The organism is Lysobacter sp. A378, assembly GCF_054052125.1.
On the sequence record NZ_JBSVRK010000003.1, the window covers coordinates 132,485 to 147,079 of the forward strand.

The following is a 14,595-nucleotide window of genomic DNA, read 5'->3' on the forward strand; positions in this document are numbered from 1 at the left end:
ATGAAGCTGAGCCTGGCACCGCTGCAGTATTTCTGGCCCCGCGAGCGCACGCTGGCGTTCTATCGCGAGGTTGCCGGCTGGCCACTGGAGGTGATCTATCTGGGCGAGACGGTCTGCAGCAAGCGCCGCGAGCTGGGCACGCGCGACTGGATTGCGCTGGCCGAGGAGCTGGCCGTCAGTGGCAAGCAGATCGTGCTGTCGAGCCTGGCGTTGATCGAGGCCGAGTCCGAGCTCAGCGTGCTGTCGCGACTGGTCGAGCACGGCGGCTTCTGGGTCGAGGCCAACGACCTGTCCGCTGTACAGATGTGCCGCACCGCCGGCCTGCCGTTCGTCGCCGGGCCGACGCTCAACATCTACAACCACCGCGCACTGGCGATGCTGATGGAGGACGGCCTGCGTCGCTGGGTACCGGGCGTCGAGCAGGGCGAGCAGTTGATCGGCGAACTCAAGGACGCCCTGCTCGCTGACGGCATCGCGATGCCCGAGCTGGAAGTCACCGTCTGGGGCCGGTTGCCGTTGTCGTACTCCGCGCGCTGCTTCACCGCGCGTGCGCTGGACGTGCCCAAGGACCAGTGCGGCTTCCGCTGCATCGACTACCCCGACGGCATGCCACTGGACACCCGCGAGGGCAACGCCTTCCTGCGCATCAACGGCATCCAGATCCAGGGCGAGGAAACCGTCGACCTCGGCCCGGAACTGCCCTCCCTGCGCGCACTCGGCGTCGACCTGCTGCGGATCTACCCGCAAGCCGAAGGCTGCCGCGAAGTGGTCGAACATTTCGACCTCGCCCGGCAATCGATGACGCCGCCACCCCGCAGGGGAGCGCGCAACGGCTTCTGGCATGGGGAGCCGGGAATGCGGCCGGAGCATATGGAGATTGCGGCCGGGTAGCGGGTAGTAGGCGGCTTTATCAAAAGGGGATGTCTGCTTTTGGCGGCGGTTTCAACAGGTCACATCAACCTGCTTTTCTCCCCAAACACCCGCGCGCCCAACCGCGGGCGACGGGCTGCGGGGGAATTGCGTAGAGCGGCCATGGATGGCCGCGGCCGCGAGTCAGCCATGAATGGCTGACCGAGCGGAAGAGCAATCCCCCGCAGGCCGGCGCACGCAGCCCGCGCCCTCATCAAAGCTAAGCCGTTCTCACAGCGCCAGGAAACCCGGCCTCCAGAAAGCAAAACGCGCCGCCCTCCCGGGCGGCGCGCTTGAATCACCTGTCAGTCGCAGCCGCCGCAGCGGCTCTTCCTCACACCCGCGCGAACACCAGGCTGCCATTGGTGCCGCCAAAGCCGAAGCTGTTGGACATCACCGTGTCCAGCGTCGCGGCGCGGCTTTCGCGCACGATCGGGAAGCCTTCGACCTTGGGGTCCAGGCTCTCGATGTTGGCGGAGCCGGCCATGAAGCCGCCCTGCATCATCAACAGGCAGTAGATCGCCTCGTGCACACTGGCCGCACCGAGTGAGTGGCCACTGAGCGCCTTGGTCGACGACAACGGCGGCACCTTGTCGCCAAAGACATTGCGCACCGACTGCAGCTCGACCACATCGCCCAGCGGGGTCGAGGTGCCGTGCGTGTTGAGGTAGTCGATCGTGCCAACCTCACGGCCGCCGAAGCCGGCCAGCGCCATCTGCATGCAGCGCACCGCGCCTTCGCCGGACGGGGCCACCATGTCGACGCCGTCAGAGGTCACGCCGTAACCGACCAGCTCAGCGAGGATGTTCGCGCCGCGCGCCTTGGCGTGCTCGTACTCCTCCAGCACCAGCATGCCGCCACCGCCGGCGATGACGAAGCCGTCGCGGCCGATGTCGTACGGGCGTGATGCGGTCAGCGGAGTGTCGTTGTGCTTGGTCGACAGTGCGCCCATCGCGTCGAACTGGGCGGTCATGCCCCAATGCAGCTCCTCACCGCCGCCGGCAATGATCACGTCCTGCGCGCCATGGCGGATCAGGTCGGCGCCGGCGCCGATGCAATGGGCCGAGGTCGCGCAGGCGGCGGAAATCGAATAGCTCAGGCCACGGATGCCGAATGCGGTCGACAACGTCGCCGACACGGTCGAACCCATCGTGCGCGGCACCATGTACGGGCCGACTTTGCGCACGCCGCGGTTGCGCAGCAGATCGCCGGTTTCAATCTGCCATTGCGGCGAGCCGCCACCGGAACCGGCAATCAGCCCGGTGCGCACGTCGTGTACCTGTTCGTCGCTCAGACCGGCCTGGGCAATCGCATCGCGCATCGCGACATAGGCAAAACCGGCGGCATCGCCCATGAAGCGCTTGAGTTTGCGGTCGATCTGTTCGGTCAGGTCGATCTGCGGCTCGCCAGCCACCTGGCTGCGCAACCCCAGATCGGCATATTCGGGGATGAAACGGATGCCCGGACGGCTGTCGCGCAGCGAATCGGAAACGCTGGCCAAGTCATTGCCCAGGCACGAAACCACGCCCATCCCGGTGACGACTACGCGTCGGTCGGATGCATGCGCCATGCTCAGAAACCCTCCGTTGAGGTAAACAATCCAACCCGCAGGTCGGACGCATTATAGATCTCGCGGCCGTCGACCAGCGTTCGTCCGTCGGCGATGACCAGCTCCAGCTTACCGCGCATGACCCGGCGGATATCCAGCTCGTACGTCACCAGTTTTGCGTCCGGCAGCACCTGGCCACTGAACTTGACCTGGCCCACGCCCAGCGCACGGCCGCGGCCCGGCGCACCCAGCCACGGCAGGTAGAAACCGCACAGTTGCCACATCGCGTCCAGACCGAGGCAGCCGGGCATGACCGGATCGTTCTCGAAATGGCAGGGGAAAAACCACAGGTCGGGGCGAATATCCATCTCGGCGCGGACGAAGCCCTTGCCGTACTTGCCGCCGTCGGTGGTGATCTGGGTGATGCGATCGAACATGAGCATCGGCGGAGCAGGCAGGCGCGCGTTGCCGGGGCCGAACATCTCGCCGCGGCCGCAGGCCAGCAACTGCTCGTAGTCGAAGGAAGAAGGTCGAGTCATGTGTTCACGCAACGGGGGAAACCTTGGATTTTGCAGGTTTGGCGCGAAAATTGTATTGACGCGCATCAACATCACACTTCCATACTAATGCGTATGTAGGCGTGAATCCTTGCTCCGGGTAGATTCTGGCGGTATCCGTCCGTCTCAGGCGGCTTGGCTGGTGGATGCAGTTGCGGCGCAATCACTGCGCCAATGCGCGCCCACGCTGGATTGTCGATCCAGCGCCGCCCTCAGGATCGCGTTGGCCAGCCGCGCCTGCCAACCGGCTGTTTCCAGAGCTTCCATCCGGGTAATGGCCTCACGCAACCGGTCGGCCGAACGCGCTGGGCCGGCCGCATGCCACATCAACGCGCGCAGCCCATGCAGGCCATCGGCAGCCAGACCCGGCCCGCGCTCGATTGACACGGCCTTTGCGACGACGCCCCTGCTTGCACCCACCGCGCTGGCATCCGCCGCACGACCGGAGGCCAGATGCGCGCCGAGGCGGCGGCCGAACACCACGCCCTCCAGCAGCGAATTGCTGGCCAGCCGGTTGGCGCCGTGGACGCCGGTGCAGGCCACCTCGCCCACCGCATGCAGGCCCGGCAGGCTGGTCCGGCTGAGATCGTCAACCGCCAGGCCACCCATGTGGAAATGCGCGGCCGGGGTAACCGGGATCGGGCTGACCCGCGGGTCAATACCGTGGGCGATACAGGCCGCCAGAACGGTCGGGAACTCGCATTGCCAGCAGATCCCCAGCCGACGCGCGTCCAGCCTGACCAGTCCGCCATCGCGCCGGGCCTGCCAGACCCGGCGCGCCACCACGTCGCGTGGGGCGAGATCGCCCAGCGGGTGCACGCCATCCATCAACGGCTGGCCCGATGCATCCAGCAACCGTGCGCCGGCGCCGCGCAGCGCCTCGGTGATGAGCGGCAGCGACTTGGCGCGCACGTCCAGCGCGGTGGGATGGAACTGGATGAACTCCAGGTCGCGCGGCTGTGCGCCCGCGGCCAGCGCCAGTGCCAATCCCGCGCCATCGGAGCCGGCAGGGTTGGTGGTCCGCGCAAACAGGCTGCCGATGCCACCGGTCGCCAGCACCACGGCGTCGGTGTCCACCCACGCGCTGTGGTCTCCGTCCCGCAGTCGCACGCCGCCCACGCGGCCTGCGCCTAGCCGCAACGCGTCCACATCCACGCCCCCACGCCACTGGATGTGTGGTGCACGCGAGGCCGCCGCCGACAATGCGGCCATCACACCGGCGCCGGTTGCATCGCCGCCAGCGTGCACGATGCGGGCACTCGTGTGCCCGCCTTCCCTCCCCAACATCAGTCCGGCGCCATCGCAGTCGAACGCCACGCCCAGCGTCGCCAGCCACGCCACCGCATCGGCCGCGCCGGCGGCGAGCGTGCGGACCTGCGCCGTCTCATTGCATGACGCCCCAGCCGCCAGCGTGTCCCGGACGTGCGACTCGACACTGTCACCCGCCCCGAGCGCGGCGGCGATACCGCCCTGGGCCAGCATGCTGGCACTGTCTTCGACGCGTGCGCCGCGACCCAGCAGCAACACCGGTCGTGGTGCGGCGGCCAGCGCGGCGCACAGGCCGGCGATCCCGGCACCAACGACCACTACCGGCGCGCGCTTCCTCATCAGATGCGCTCGCGCCGGCCCACGACCAGCATCCGGTCCAGCGCGGCGCGGGCGCGGGCGGCCACCTCGGGCGCGATCACGATTTCGTGCTTGAGATCGCGCAGGCAGGCATGGATGTTCTGCAGCGTGATCCGCTTCATGTGCGGGCACAGGTTGCAGGGCTTGATGAACTCGACCTGCGGAAACCGGTCGCGCAGGTTGTCGGCCATCGAGCATTCGGTGACCATCGCCACCCGTGCCGGTTTGACCTTTTCCAGCCACTGGCCCATCGCGCTGGTGGAGCCGACGAAATCCGCCTCGGCCAGCACCTCCGGCGAGCACTCCGGGTGGGCGACCACCAGGGTGTCGAACTGTTCGCGGGTGTGCCGCACCTGCTGCGAGGTGAACTGGTCGTGCACCTCGCAGGTGCCGTGCCAGAGCACCAGCTCGACGTCGGTCTGGCCGGCCACCCATTTCCCCAGGTACTGGTCGGGCAGGAAGATCACCTTGTCGGCGCGCATCGACTCGACCACCTGCACGGCGTTGGCCGAGGTGCAGATCGCATCGGACTCGGCTTTGACCGCCGCGGAGGTGTTGGCGTAACTGACCACCGGCGCGCCGGGATGGCGCAACCGCAATGCGCGCACGTCAGCGGCAGTGATCGACGACGCCAGCGAACAGCCCGCGTCCATGTCCGGCAGCAGCACGGTCTTGTCGGGCGCCAGGATCTTCGCGCTCTCGGCCATGAAGTGCACCCCGCACATGACGATCAGGTCCCCGTCGCAATCGGCCGCCGCCTGGGCCAGCGCCAGCGAATCGCCGGTGATGTCGGCCACGCCGTGGAAGATCTCCGGCGACTGGTAGCTGTGCGCCATGATCACCGCGCCGCGCTCGCGCTTGAGCGTGTTGATCGCGTCGACCCACGGCAGGTGGATGGGCACTTCCAGACAGGGGATCAGGCGTTCCAGTTTTTCCACCAGCGGCGCGTACTCGGTTTCGAGTTCGGGCCGCCAGCGCGGGTTGGCGAGAGCTGCGGCGTGGTTCATGGCATCCAGAAGTGAAAGGTGGTCAGGCGGCGCGACCGGCCGCATGGGCGGTCCGGGCTGCACGGGCGAAGCGGGCGCCGCGGTTGAGGCCGATGCGCAGTCCCAGCGGCACCGATTCCCACGGCAGCCGTTCCAGCAGGTTTCGCGCGGTCAGGCCCAGCTCGGTATCGCCGGTCAGTACCAGCCGACGCTGGAAGAACAGCGTGTCCGCGTCCTCCAGCCGGCTGGCGAGCAACAACAGGTCGGTGGCGGTACCGCGCACGCTGGCCTCCGGCACATCATTGATGACGGTCAGGCAGGAGCCGCGCTGCTCGATCACCCAGCGCAGCCCCAGATCGGTGACCTCGATGCCGAGCCGTCGGCCCTGCATGAAGTCCAGCGTGCCGTCGGCCAACGGGGCAGCCAGAACGCGCTGCATTGCGCGCTCCAGCAGCCGGTGCTGGGCCGCCAGGGGCACCACGCGCAACAACGGTGCCAACCGCGACGGCGGCGGGATCAACCGCAGCAGCGACGAATGGCGAGGGGAGGAAGCGTTGTGTGCGGAGGTCTCATGCATGGCGGGAGCGATGATGCGGTCGATGACCGGTTCTCGGCCTTGACCCAGATCAGTTACAAGCCCTTGTTGCCGACAGGCGTGGTCAATCGCGACACAGGTCATCGCCTGCGCGGTCGTGGCAGGCAGCCCGATACGCAATGCCAGCCATTGTGCGCGCGCATGCACCCGCGCCTCACGGTCCGGGTCGCGACCGGGTATGCCGGCGTTTTGCTTGATCCGTGCGACACGGCGCGCCAGCCGGCCGCGACCGGCCAGCAGCACCAACATCGTGGCGTCGACACCGTCGATCACGCGGCGCACCCGGCTCAACGCGGATTCGTAGTCGGCCATCGGCTCCCGGCCCTCTTTGCCACAGACGCACGCAACCGTCGCGCGGGTTGGCAGCAGACCATGGGTTACCCGCGACACCCATGACGTGGATCAAGTGACCCCCACAGCGGCCACAACCGACCGGCGCGCCATTCGGCCCGGCCCGCTCAGTGCGCGAGTCGTCCCAGGGTCGCCAGTCCCGCCGCCGCCCGCGCATCCAGCGGGTGGCCGCAATTGAGGCGCAGGCAGTGCCCGAAGCCGCGGCTGGCGGAAAACATCGGCCCCGGTGCGATGCTGATGCCCAGTGCGGCGGCGCGTTGCTGGATCGCCAGCGCGTCCGCGCCCTGGGGCAATTCCAGCCACAGGAAATATCCGCCAGCCGGCCGTGGCACCCGCGTGCCGCGCGGGAAATGTCGCGCTATCGCTTCCAGGTAATCCGCCTGTTGCTCCGCCAGGGTCTTGCGCAGGCGCCGCTGGTGGCGATCAAAACCACCGCGTTGCAGATACTGAGCCAGCGCGACCTGGGTGGGCACGTTGGTGTTCAAGGTGGTGGTCAGCTTGCGACGGGCGACACGCCGGGCAAACCGGCCCGGCGCGGCCCAGCCGATCCGGTAACCCGGCGCCAGGCTCTTGGAGAACGAGGAGCAATGCAGCACCAGGCCTTCCCGGTCGAAGGCCTTGGCCGGCAGCGGCCGCTGCGGATCGAAGTACAACTCGGCGTAGACGTCATCCTCGACCAGCGGGATCCGGTGACGCGCCAGCAATGCGACCAGCGCGCGCTTGTGATCCTCCGGCATGCTTGCCCCAAGCGGGTTCTGGAAGCTGCTCATCAGGCAGCATGCGCTCGGCGAGTGGCGGGCGATCGCCACCTCCATCGCCGCCAGGTCGATGCCTTCACGCGGGTGGGTCGGCACCTCGATCGCGCGCAGGCGCATCCGCTGCAGCATCTGCAAAGTGGCGTAGAAACACGGTGATTCCACCAGCACCGCGTCGCCGGGTTCGGTCACCGCGCCGATGCAGAGGTTCAGCGCTTCCATCGCGCCGTTGGTGATCACGATCTCGTCGGCGCCCACGTGCATGTCGGCCAGCAGGTAGCGCAACGCGATCTGCCGCCGCAGCTCGGCGTTGCCCGGGGTCAGGTCGTCGACCGTGCTCCACGGGTCCAGGTGGGTCGCGGCGGACGCCAGCAGCCGGCCAATGCGGTCCAGCGGAAACAACAGTGGACTGGGGAACGCAGACCCCAGCGGCACCACGTCGCGCGACATCGAGGATTCCAGCACCTGGAACACCAGGTCGCTGACGTCCACCGCGCGCGACTCGCCATCAGGCTGCGAAAGCAGGTCCGCCTCCGGCGGCCGCATGACGGCGGCGCGAGTGACGTAGTAGCCCGAACGCGGCCGCGACTCCACCAGGCCACGGGCTTCGAGCAGGTAATAGGCCTGGAAAACGGTCGCTGGACTGACCTTGCGCGCCGCACTGGTCTGGCGCACCGACTGCAGCCGGTCGCCAGGTTTCAGCAGGCCCTGGTGGATCGATTCGGCAATGTCGTCAGCAAGCGCCTGATACAGCGTCATCGCAACTCCCGATGTCCCTGGCCAAAATTCCGGCAAAGCTCGCGGAACTGAACGGAGCCATCTGATACGGTCATTTGGTCGATTTTTGAGTCTACGCCAACTGATCCGGTCGCCCTATCCTGACCCGTTGAACTGGATGTCCCATGACTGGAGCCCCGACGGGGGACGACCGCCGATGAACCCGCTAGTCGAACTCAACCTTGCCTTGATCCTGTTCGTGCCGTGGTTTTCGATCCTCGCGGTGCTGTTCTGGATCTACCCCCGGCAGCCGCGTACTCGGGCGCGAAAACTGTTCGATGTCACCAGCCTGGTAATCGCCACCGGCCTGGCCGCGTACGGCATGTATTGGGGCTTCAACGACGCCACTGCGATTCACGGCGGCATGTGGAAGCAGGTGGTCGCCACCATGTGCGCCTACACCATGTTCCTGCTGGTGATGACCGTCGCGGTATGGCTGCGCCATCGCTGGCTGCGGCGCATTCGCCTCGGCGGGTCGCGGCAGCCAGAACCGGCACCTGCGCAGGCAGCCGTGCGGGAGCCGACGCCATGAAACGCGCCCGCATCCTCGGCTTCCTCCGGTGTGATCATCTACAATCGCGGTGCCAACCCCTGGCTCGATCCCGTCTGAACCGGACGGCAAACACATGGCCAACGCGCCGACAGGCATTCCCGTTATCGATCCACACGGATCGCACGTGATCGCCTGCACGGCCATGACCGTGGTCCCGCTTCACCCAATTGACCCAGATCAACTATCCACACGCTGATCCCGGGGAAAATACGTGCTTACAAAATGGAAGGTCTCCTGAATGTCTGTGCATGACGATGCCGTGGCAATGCCGGCTGACACCGGTGATTCCGCGCTGGCCGCGCCCCGCGGTTACTACAACGACAAGGTGGTCCACCAGTTCGTGGTCGCGACCATGTTCTGGGCCATCGTCGGCATGGCGGTCGGCGTGTTCATCGCCGCCCAGCTGTATTGGCCGGCGCTGAACTTCGACACCCCCTGGTTGAGTTACGGACGGTTGCGGCCGCTGCATACCAACGGGGTGATCTTCGCCTTCGGCGGCTCGGTGCTGTTCGCCACCAGCCTGTACGTCGTCCAGCGCACCTGCCATGTCCGGCTGGTCTCCGACAAGCTGGCCAGCTTCGTGTTCTGGGGCTGGCAGGCGGCGATGGTTGGCGCGGTGATCACCCTGCCGCTGGGCATCACCCAGAGCAAGGAATACGCCGAGCTGGAATGGCCGCTGGACATCCTGATCGCACTGGTCTGGGTCGCTTACGGCTGGCTGTTCTTCCGCACCATCGCCAAGCGCCGGGTCAAGCACATCTATGTCGCCAACTGGTTCTACGGCGCCTACATCATCGGCGTGGGCTTCCTGCACGTGGTCAACAACCTGGTGCTGCCGGCCAGCCTGACCAAGTCCTACCCCATCTACAGCGGCGCGGTGGATGCGATGGCGCAGTGGTGGTACGGCCACAACGCGGTCGCGTTCCTGCTGACTGTCGGCTACCTGGCAATGATGTATTACTTCGTGCCCAAGCAGGCGCAGCGGCCGATCTACTCCTACCGGCTGTCGATCGTGCATTTCTGGGCACTGATTTCGGTCTATATGTGGGCAGGCCCGCACCATCTGCATTACACCGCCCTGCCCGACTGGGCACAGTCGGTCGGCATGGTGTTCTCGGTGATCCTGCTCGCCCCCAGCTGGGGCGGCGCGATGAACGGCCTGCTGACCATGTCGGGGGTATGGCACAAACTGCGTACCGACCCGATCCTGAAATTCCTGATCGTCGCCATCAGTTTCTACATGATCGCGACCTTCGAAGGCCCGTTGCTGTCAATCAAGACCGTCAACTCGCTCAGCCACTACACCGACTGGACCATCGGCCACGTCCACGCCGGCACCCTGGGCTGGGTGGCGATGATCTCGTTCGGCTCGGTGTACTGCCTGTACCCGAGATTGATCGGGGCGGCAAAGATGTACTCGACCAAGATGATCGACTACCACTTCTGGCTGCATACCATGGGCGTGGTGTTCTACATCGCCTCGATGTGGATCGCCGGCATTACCCAGGGCCTGATGTGGCGCGCCACCAACGCCGATGGCACCTTGACCTACAGCTTCGTGGAAGCGCTCAGCGCGACCTACCCGTACTACCTGGGCCGCCTGCTGGGCGGACTGATGATCCTGGCCGGCACCTGCCTGATGGCCTGGAACCTGTGGCGCACCCATCAGAGCGTGCGTGCGTTGGCAAACCATCCGGTGCTGGCACCGCACCCGACTGCGGCGCGCGGCTGAGGACGAAGAAATGAGTTTTGGTCACGAGAAAATAGAAAAAAACATCGCCGTGCTGGCTATCCTGACCGCGATTGCGGTGTCATTGGGCGGCCTGGCCGAGATCGTGCCGATGATGTATCAGGCCGAAGCGATCGAACCGCTGCCCGGGGTCGAGCCGTATCCCGCGCTGGCACTGGCCGGACGCGATGTCTATGTCCGCGAAGGTTGCTACAACTGCCACTCGCAGATGATCCGTACACTGCGCTTCGAGACCGAACGCTACGGCCACTATTCGCTGGCCGGCGAGTCGGTTTACGACCGCCCGTTCCAATGGGGGTCCAAGCGTACCGGTCCGGACCTGGCCCGGATCGGCGGGCGTTATTCCGACGACTGGCATCGCGTTCACCTGACTGACCCGCGTGCGGTGGTACCCGAGTCCAACATGCCGGCGTTCCCGTGGCTGGAGGAAACCGCCGTGGATGGCGCGGAGATCGCCGGCCGCATGAAGACCCTGCAGCGTCTGGGCGATCCCTACACCGATGAGCAGATCGAGCAGGCCGCGGCAGACGTCGCCGGCAAGAACGAGCTGGACGCAGTGGTGGCCTATCTGCAAGGCCTGGGCATCCACGGCCCGAAGGGAGGCTGAGCCATGCTTTCTGGAATCATCACCGTCGCCCTGATGCTGCTGTTCCTGGCCATCTGCTATTGGGCGTGGCTACCGGAACACAAGCAGGCATTCGACGCCACCGCACGTCTGGCCCTGGACGACACGCCCACAGATACCAGGCACGACGCTGACGGCGACAACAAAAACGAAAACGAAAACCCAGTGGAGCCACGCCCATGAGCACTGGCTGGTCGTGGTACCTCATCGCCCTTACGGCGCTCAACATCCTTGGCGTGGCCTGGTTGCTGTGGTGGACGTCCAAGCGCCGGCCCGGCGACCCCAAGCCGGAGGAGACCAGTCATTACTGGGACGAGGACATCACCGAATACAACAAGCCGATGCCACGTTGGTGGATCCAGGGCTTTTTCATCTCCATCGCCTTCGGCATCGGTTATCTGATCTGGTACGGCGGTCTGGGCAACTACGAGGGCATCAGCGGCTGGAGCTCGCAGGGCGAGCATGCCCAGGACAAGAAGGTCTGGGATGCGACGCTTGATGAGACTTTCCGTCCCTACAACGGTCTGCCGATCGACCAACTCGCCGCCGACCCGGTCGCGCGTGAGCTCGGCCGTTCGATCTTCGCCAACACCTGCGCCACCTGCCACGGTTCGTCCGCGCGGGGCGCCATCGGCTACCCCAACCTGAGTGACGACATCTGGCACTGGGGCGGAGCGCCGGAGCAGGTCCTGCAGACCGTGCTGGATGGTCGCGACGGGGTGATGCCGCCATGGGGCAAGGTATTGACCGGCATGGGCGGGGACAACGCGGTCGACTACGTGATCGCCTACGTGCGCGTACTTGGCACGCCCGAGCAGTCGGTGCAGAACAACTACCTGGCCGCGCAAGGCAAGAAGCTCTACGACGGCGTCTGTGTCGCCTGCCATGGGGTGGAAGGCAAGGGCAATAGCGAGCTGGGCGCCCCGGACCTGACCGACAACTACTGGATGTACGGCGACAGCAACGCCAGCCTGCGCGAGACCATCGTCAACGGACGCCATGGCGTCATGCCGGCGCACCGCGACTTGCTGGGTGAAACCCGCACGCGCCTGGTAGCCAGCTATGTCTGGTCGTTGTCCAACCCGCCCGCCGCCGATGCCGCGCCGGCGACCGACGAGGCGTCATTGTGAACCTGTCGACGACGCCCCCAATCGACCATCCGCCGCGTCCGATGGTGCAGCGGATCGGCGCCATTCTCTGGCCCAGCTTCTTTGCCGCCTGCGTGGCGACGATGGTGTTTTTCGCCTTCGTCGACCCGTTGGAACTGTGCGAGATGACCTTCCCGAACCTGACGATCAACCGCGGGCTCGGCTATACGGTCGGCGGCCTGATGTTCTGGTTGGCGACGGCATCGTCCAGCCTGTTCACCTGGCTGCTGCTGCGTCCACCGAGCCGCTTCAACAGATCATTACCCCGGGAGTAGAAGTTTCGCGGTGAGCAGAAAAATTGACATCGATTTGCTCGATGGCGGAGAGTCGCTCTACGTCAAGGAACGCAAGGTGTACCCGCGGGATGTATCGGGTCGACTCGACCGGTTGCGCAAGATCTCGGTGTTCTGGCTGCTGGGAATGTATTACGTCTTTCCGTGGCTGCAATGGGACGACCGCCAGGCCGTGCTGTTCGACCTGCCCGCGCGCCAGTTCCACATTTTCGCACTGACCTTCTGGCCGCAGGACTTCACCTTCCTGGCGATGCTGCTGATCATCCTGGCGCTGGTGTTGTTCTTCGTCACCGCGCTCGCCGGCCGGGTGTGGTGCGGCTATGCGTGCCCGCAGACCGTGTGGACCGAGGTGTTCCTGTGGATGGAGCGCTGGACCGAGGGTGACCGCGCCAAACGAATGAAGCTCGATGCCGGCCCGTGGAACCGCGACAAAATCCTGCGCAAGGGCTCCAAGCACGTGCTGTGGGTGGTTTTCGCACTCTGGACCGGCTTCACCTTTGTCGGCTTCTTCACCCCGATCGTCAGTCTGGCTGAACGCACCTGGCCGCTCGACTGGAATGGCTGGGAGACCTTCTGGGTGCTGTTCTACGGGGCAGCGACGCTGGGCAACGCTGGCTTCCTGCGCGAACAGGTCTGCAAGTACATGTGCCCGTACGCGCGCTTCCAGAGCGCGATGTTCGATCGCGACACCCTGATCATCGCCTACGACCCGATGCGCGGCGAGCCGCGTGGCCCACGCCGGCGCGGCCTGGGCGACGTCATCTCCCGCGGCCGCGGCCTGCTCGACAAGGCGCTTGCCTATGAGCTGGTATTCCGCGCCAGTGGCCACGACGCGGCCGGAAACGCCATGGTGGAGGCGCGCGAAGACGCAGGCCTGGCCAACGACGCCACATTTACCGCCAGCCTGGATCACCCGTTGACCCGGCCGGAGATCGACACCGCCGGCGACTGCATCGACTGCACCATGTGCGTGCAGGTCTGCCCGACCGGCATCGACATCCGCAACGGCCTGCAATACGACTGCATCGCCTGCGGTGCGTGCATCGACGCCTGCGACGATGTCATGGACAAGATGGGCTACCCGCGTGGCCTGATCCGCTACTCCACCCAGAACGCCATTGATGGCAAGCCGACCCGGATCCTGCGCCCGCGGATGTTCGTGTATGCGGCGCTGTTGCTGGTACTGGTGGTCGGCTGGGGCTGGGGCGTTGCCGCCCGCAGCCCCTTGATCGCCGACGTGCTGCGTGACCGCAACGCCTTGTACCGCGAGGTCAGCGATGGCATCGAGAATGGCTACACGCTCAAACTGGTCAACAAGACCAACCAGCCGCAGGAGTACCGTGTGAGCCTGGACGCGGCCACCGACGGGATGGTCTTGCGCACCGGCCCGCAGAGCGTGAAAGCCGGGGCCGCCGCGGTGGTATCACTGCCGTTGGCCGTTACCGCGCCGGCCACCATCACCGGCCGCCATGACCTGCGATTCGTCATCGAATCGGCCGACGGCAGCACCCGCGAAACCGTAGACAGCAGTTTCTTTGGACCCCAGTAATGAGCACTCCCGATTTCCAACCGAATAAGCCTCCCCGCAACAAACCTGCCACCGAGGAACCAACCGGGGGCAGCCGATCGCCTTGGCGCCAACCGATCGTCTGGCTGGTGATTGCCTTGCCAACCGTGGTCGTGGTGGCCAGCGTGGTGATGATTTTCATCGCCAGTGGCGAGGGCTACAGCGACCAGGTCATCGATACCGTATCGCGTACCGCGCAAATCCAGACCGCCGACCTGGGACCGGATGCGATCGCGCAGCAGGAGAAGCTCAGCGCGATCGTGCGCATCGATACCGAGCAGGCATTCATCGAGGTACTGCCGGTCAGTGGCGACTTCGACCGTGCCGCACCGCTGCAGCTGACCCTGATCCACCCCACGCGTGCCGCCGTCGACCAGGTGCTGCTGCTGCAACCGGGCGAGCTGGGCTGGCGCCTCCCGACCACCATTGATGCCAGTCACGACTGGAAACTCCAGTTGGAGCCCCAGGACGCACGCTGGCGGTTGAAGGGCCGGCTGCCCAAGGGCCAACTGGCCGCGAACCTGCACCCGTCGTTGCAGGCGCCCTAGGTCATG

The 14,595-nt window shown here is 65.9% G+C and carries 15 protein-coding genes; 9 read left to right on the forward strand and 6 right to left on the reverse strand.

The annotated features are described in order from the left end of the window. A complete protein-coding gene (locus tag ACW7G1_RS12055; protein WP_456979999.1) occupies nt 1–891 on the forward strand; it encodes a U32 family peptidase in 891 nt (296 codons plus the stop codon). Between the two features lie 352 nt (nt 892–1,243). On the opposite strand, the gene fabB is transcribed toward ACW7G1_RS12055, so the two are convergent. The 6 genes from fabB to ACW7G1_RS12085 form a co-directional block, all read right to left on the reverse strand. Then, nucleotides 1,244–2,479 carry a beta-ketoacyl-ACP synthase I gene (gene fabB / locus ACW7G1_RS12060; RefSeq protein WP_456980000.1) on the reverse strand — a complete coding sequence of 412 codons (1,236 nt, stop codon included), beginning with the start codon at nt 2,477–2,479 and terminating at the stop codon, nt 1,244–1,246. A gap of 2 nt (nt 2,480–2,481) precedes the next feature. Next, nucleotides 2,482–2,997 (reverse strand): 3-hydroxyacyl-[acyl-carrier-protein] dehydratase FabA, encoded by a 516-nt coding sequence (gene fabA / locus ACW7G1_RS12065; RefSeq protein ID WP_456963259.1) that lies wholly within the window; start codon nt 2,995–2,997, stop codon nt 2,482–2,484. 144 nt (nt 2,998–3,141) lie between these two features. After that, a complete protein-coding gene (gene nadB, locus ACW7G1_RS12070; protein ID WP_456980001.1) occupies nt 3,142–4,623 on the reverse strand; it encodes an L-aspartate oxidase in 1,482 nt (493 codons plus the stop codon). Continuing rightward, a complete protein-coding gene (nadA, locus tag ACW7G1_RS12075) occupies nt 4,623–5,648 on the reverse strand; it encodes a quinolinate synthase NadA (RefSeq protein ID WP_456980002.1) in 1,026 nt (341 codons plus the stop codon). Before nadA ends, nadB begins: the two co-directional genes overlap by 1 nt. 22 nt (nt 5,649–5,670) lie before the next feature. Then, nucleotides 5,671–6,534, reverse strand: a complete 864-nt coding sequence (gene ubiT / locus ACW7G1_RS12080) for a ubiquinone anaerobic biosynthesis accessory factor UbiT (protein ID WP_456980003.1) — start codon at nt 6,532–6,534, stop codon at nt 5,671–5,673. 146 nt (nt 6,535–6,680) lie between these two features. Continuing rightward, nucleotides 6,681–8,087 (reverse strand): aminotransferase-like domain-containing protein, encoded by a 1,407-nt coding sequence (locus ACW7G1_RS12085; RefSeq protein WP_456980004.1) that lies wholly within the window; start codon nt 8,085–8,087, stop codon nt 6,681–6,683. Between the two features lie 175 nt (nt 8,088–8,262). On the opposite strand from ACW7G1_RS12085, the gene ACW7G1_RS12090 reads away from it, so the two are divergent. The 8 genes from ACW7G1_RS12090 (at nt 8,263) to ACW7G1_RS12125 (ending at nt 14,589) form a co-directional block, all read left to right on the forward strand. Then, on the forward strand, nt 8,263–8,637 hold the full coding sequence (locus ACW7G1_RS12090; protein ID WP_456980005.1) for a hypothetical protein: 375 nt from the start codon (nt 8,263–8,265) through the stop codon (nt 8,635–8,637). A gap of 286 nt (nt 8,638–8,923) precedes the next feature. Further along, entirely contained in the window at nt 8,924–10,390 is a 1,467-nt protein-coding gene (gene ccoN, locus ACW7G1_RS12095; RefSeq protein WP_456980147.1) for a cytochrome-c oxidase, cbb3-type subunit I, read from the forward strand. A 10-nt stretch (nt 10,391–10,400) separates the two neighbouring features. After that, nucleotides 10,401–11,015 (forward strand): cytochrome-c oxidase, cbb3-type subunit II, encoded by a 615-nt coding sequence (gene ccoO / locus ACW7G1_RS12100; protein ID WP_456980006.1) that lies wholly within the window; start codon nt 10,401–10,403, stop codon nt 11,013–11,015. Nucleotides 11,016–11,018: 3 nt separating this feature from the next. Continuing rightward, nucleotides 11,019–11,216: a cbb3-type cytochrome oxidase subunit 3 gene (locus ACW7G1_RS12105; RefSeq protein WP_456980007.1), complete on the forward strand. Its 198-nt coding sequence runs from the start codon at nt 11,019–11,021 to the stop codon at nt 11,214–11,216. Next, complete coding sequence (gene ccoP / locus ACW7G1_RS12110; RefSeq protein ID WP_456980008.1) at nt 11,213–12,163, forward strand: cytochrome-c oxidase, cbb3-type subunit III; 951 nt, start codon at nt 11,213–11,215, stop codon at nt 12,161–12,163. Before ACW7G1_RS12105 ends, ccoP begins: the two co-directional genes overlap by 4 nt. 41 nt (nt 12,164–12,204) lie before the next feature. Continuing rightward, nucleotides 12,205–12,456, forward strand: coding sequence for a hypothetical protein (locus ACW7G1_RS12115; RefSeq protein ID WP_456980148.1), 252 nt, complete (start codon nt 12,205–12,207; stop codon nt 12,454–12,456). Nucleotides 12,457–12,466: 10 nt separating this feature from the next. Then, entirely contained in the window at nt 12,467–14,023 is a 1,557-nt protein-coding gene (locus tag ACW7G1_RS12120) for a 4Fe-4S dicluster domain-containing protein (RefSeq protein WP_456980009.1), read from the forward strand. Then, nucleotides 14,023–14,589, forward strand: a complete 567-nt coding sequence (locus ACW7G1_RS12125; protein ID WP_456980010.1) for a FixH family protein — start codon at nt 14,023–14,025, stop codon at nt 14,587–14,589. Before ACW7G1_RS12120 ends, ACW7G1_RS12125 begins: the two co-directional genes overlap by 1 nt. Nucleotides 14,590–14,595: the final 6 nt, after the last annotated feature.

Coding starts and splice junctions, on each gene's coding strand:
- ACW7G1_RS12055 (WP_456979999.1), top strand. CDS start 1: ATGAAGCTGAGCCTGGCACCGCTGCAGTATTTCTGGCCCCGCGAGCGC.
- fabB (WP_456980000.1), bottom strand. CDS start 2,479: ATGGCGCATGCATCCGACCGACGCGTAGTCGTCACCGGGATGGGCGTG.
- fabA (WP_456963259.1), bottom strand. CDS start 2,997: ATGACTCGACCTTCTTCCTTCGACTACGAGCAGTTGCTGGCCTGCGGC.
- nadB (WP_456980001.1), bottom strand. CDS start 4,623: ATGAGGAAGCGCGCGCCGGTAGTGGTCGTTGGTGCCGGGATCGCCGGC.
- nadA (WP_456980002.1), bottom strand. CDS start 5,648: ATGAACCACGCCGCAGCTCTCGCCAACCCGCGCTGGCGGCCCGAACTC.
- ubiT (WP_456980003.1), bottom strand. CDS start 6,534: ATGGCCGACTACGAATCCGCGTTGAGCCGGGTGCGCCGCGTGATCGAC.
- ACW7G1_RS12085 (WP_456980004.1), bottom strand. CDS start 8,087: ATGACGCTGTATCAGGCGCTTGCTGACGACATTGCCGAATCGATCCAC.
- ACW7G1_RS12090 (WP_456980005.1), top strand. CDS start 8,263: ATGAACCCGCTAGTCGAACTCAACCTTGCCTTGATCCTGTTCGTGCCG.
- ccoN (WP_456980147.1), top strand. CDS start 8,924: ATGCCGGCTGACACCGGTGATTCCGCGCTGGCCGCGCCCCGCGGTTAC.
- ccoO (WP_456980006.1), top strand. CDS start 10,401: ATGAGTTTTGGTCACGAGAAAATAGAAAAAAACATCGCCGTGCTGGCT.
- ACW7G1_RS12105 (WP_456980007.1), top strand. CDS start 11,019: ATGCTTTCTGGAATCATCACCGTCGCCCTGATGCTGCTGTTCCTGGCC.
- ccoP (WP_456980008.1), top strand. CDS start 11,213: ATGAGCACTGGCTGGTCGTGGTACCTCATCGCCCTTACGGCGCTCAAC.
- ACW7G1_RS12115 (WP_456980148.1), top strand. CDS start 12,205: ATGGTGCAGCGGATCGGCGCCATTCTCTGGCCCAGCTTCTTTGCCGCC.
- ACW7G1_RS12125 (WP_456980010.1), top strand. CDS start 14,023: ATGAGCACTCCCGATTTCCAACCGAATAAGCCTCCCCGCAACAAACCT.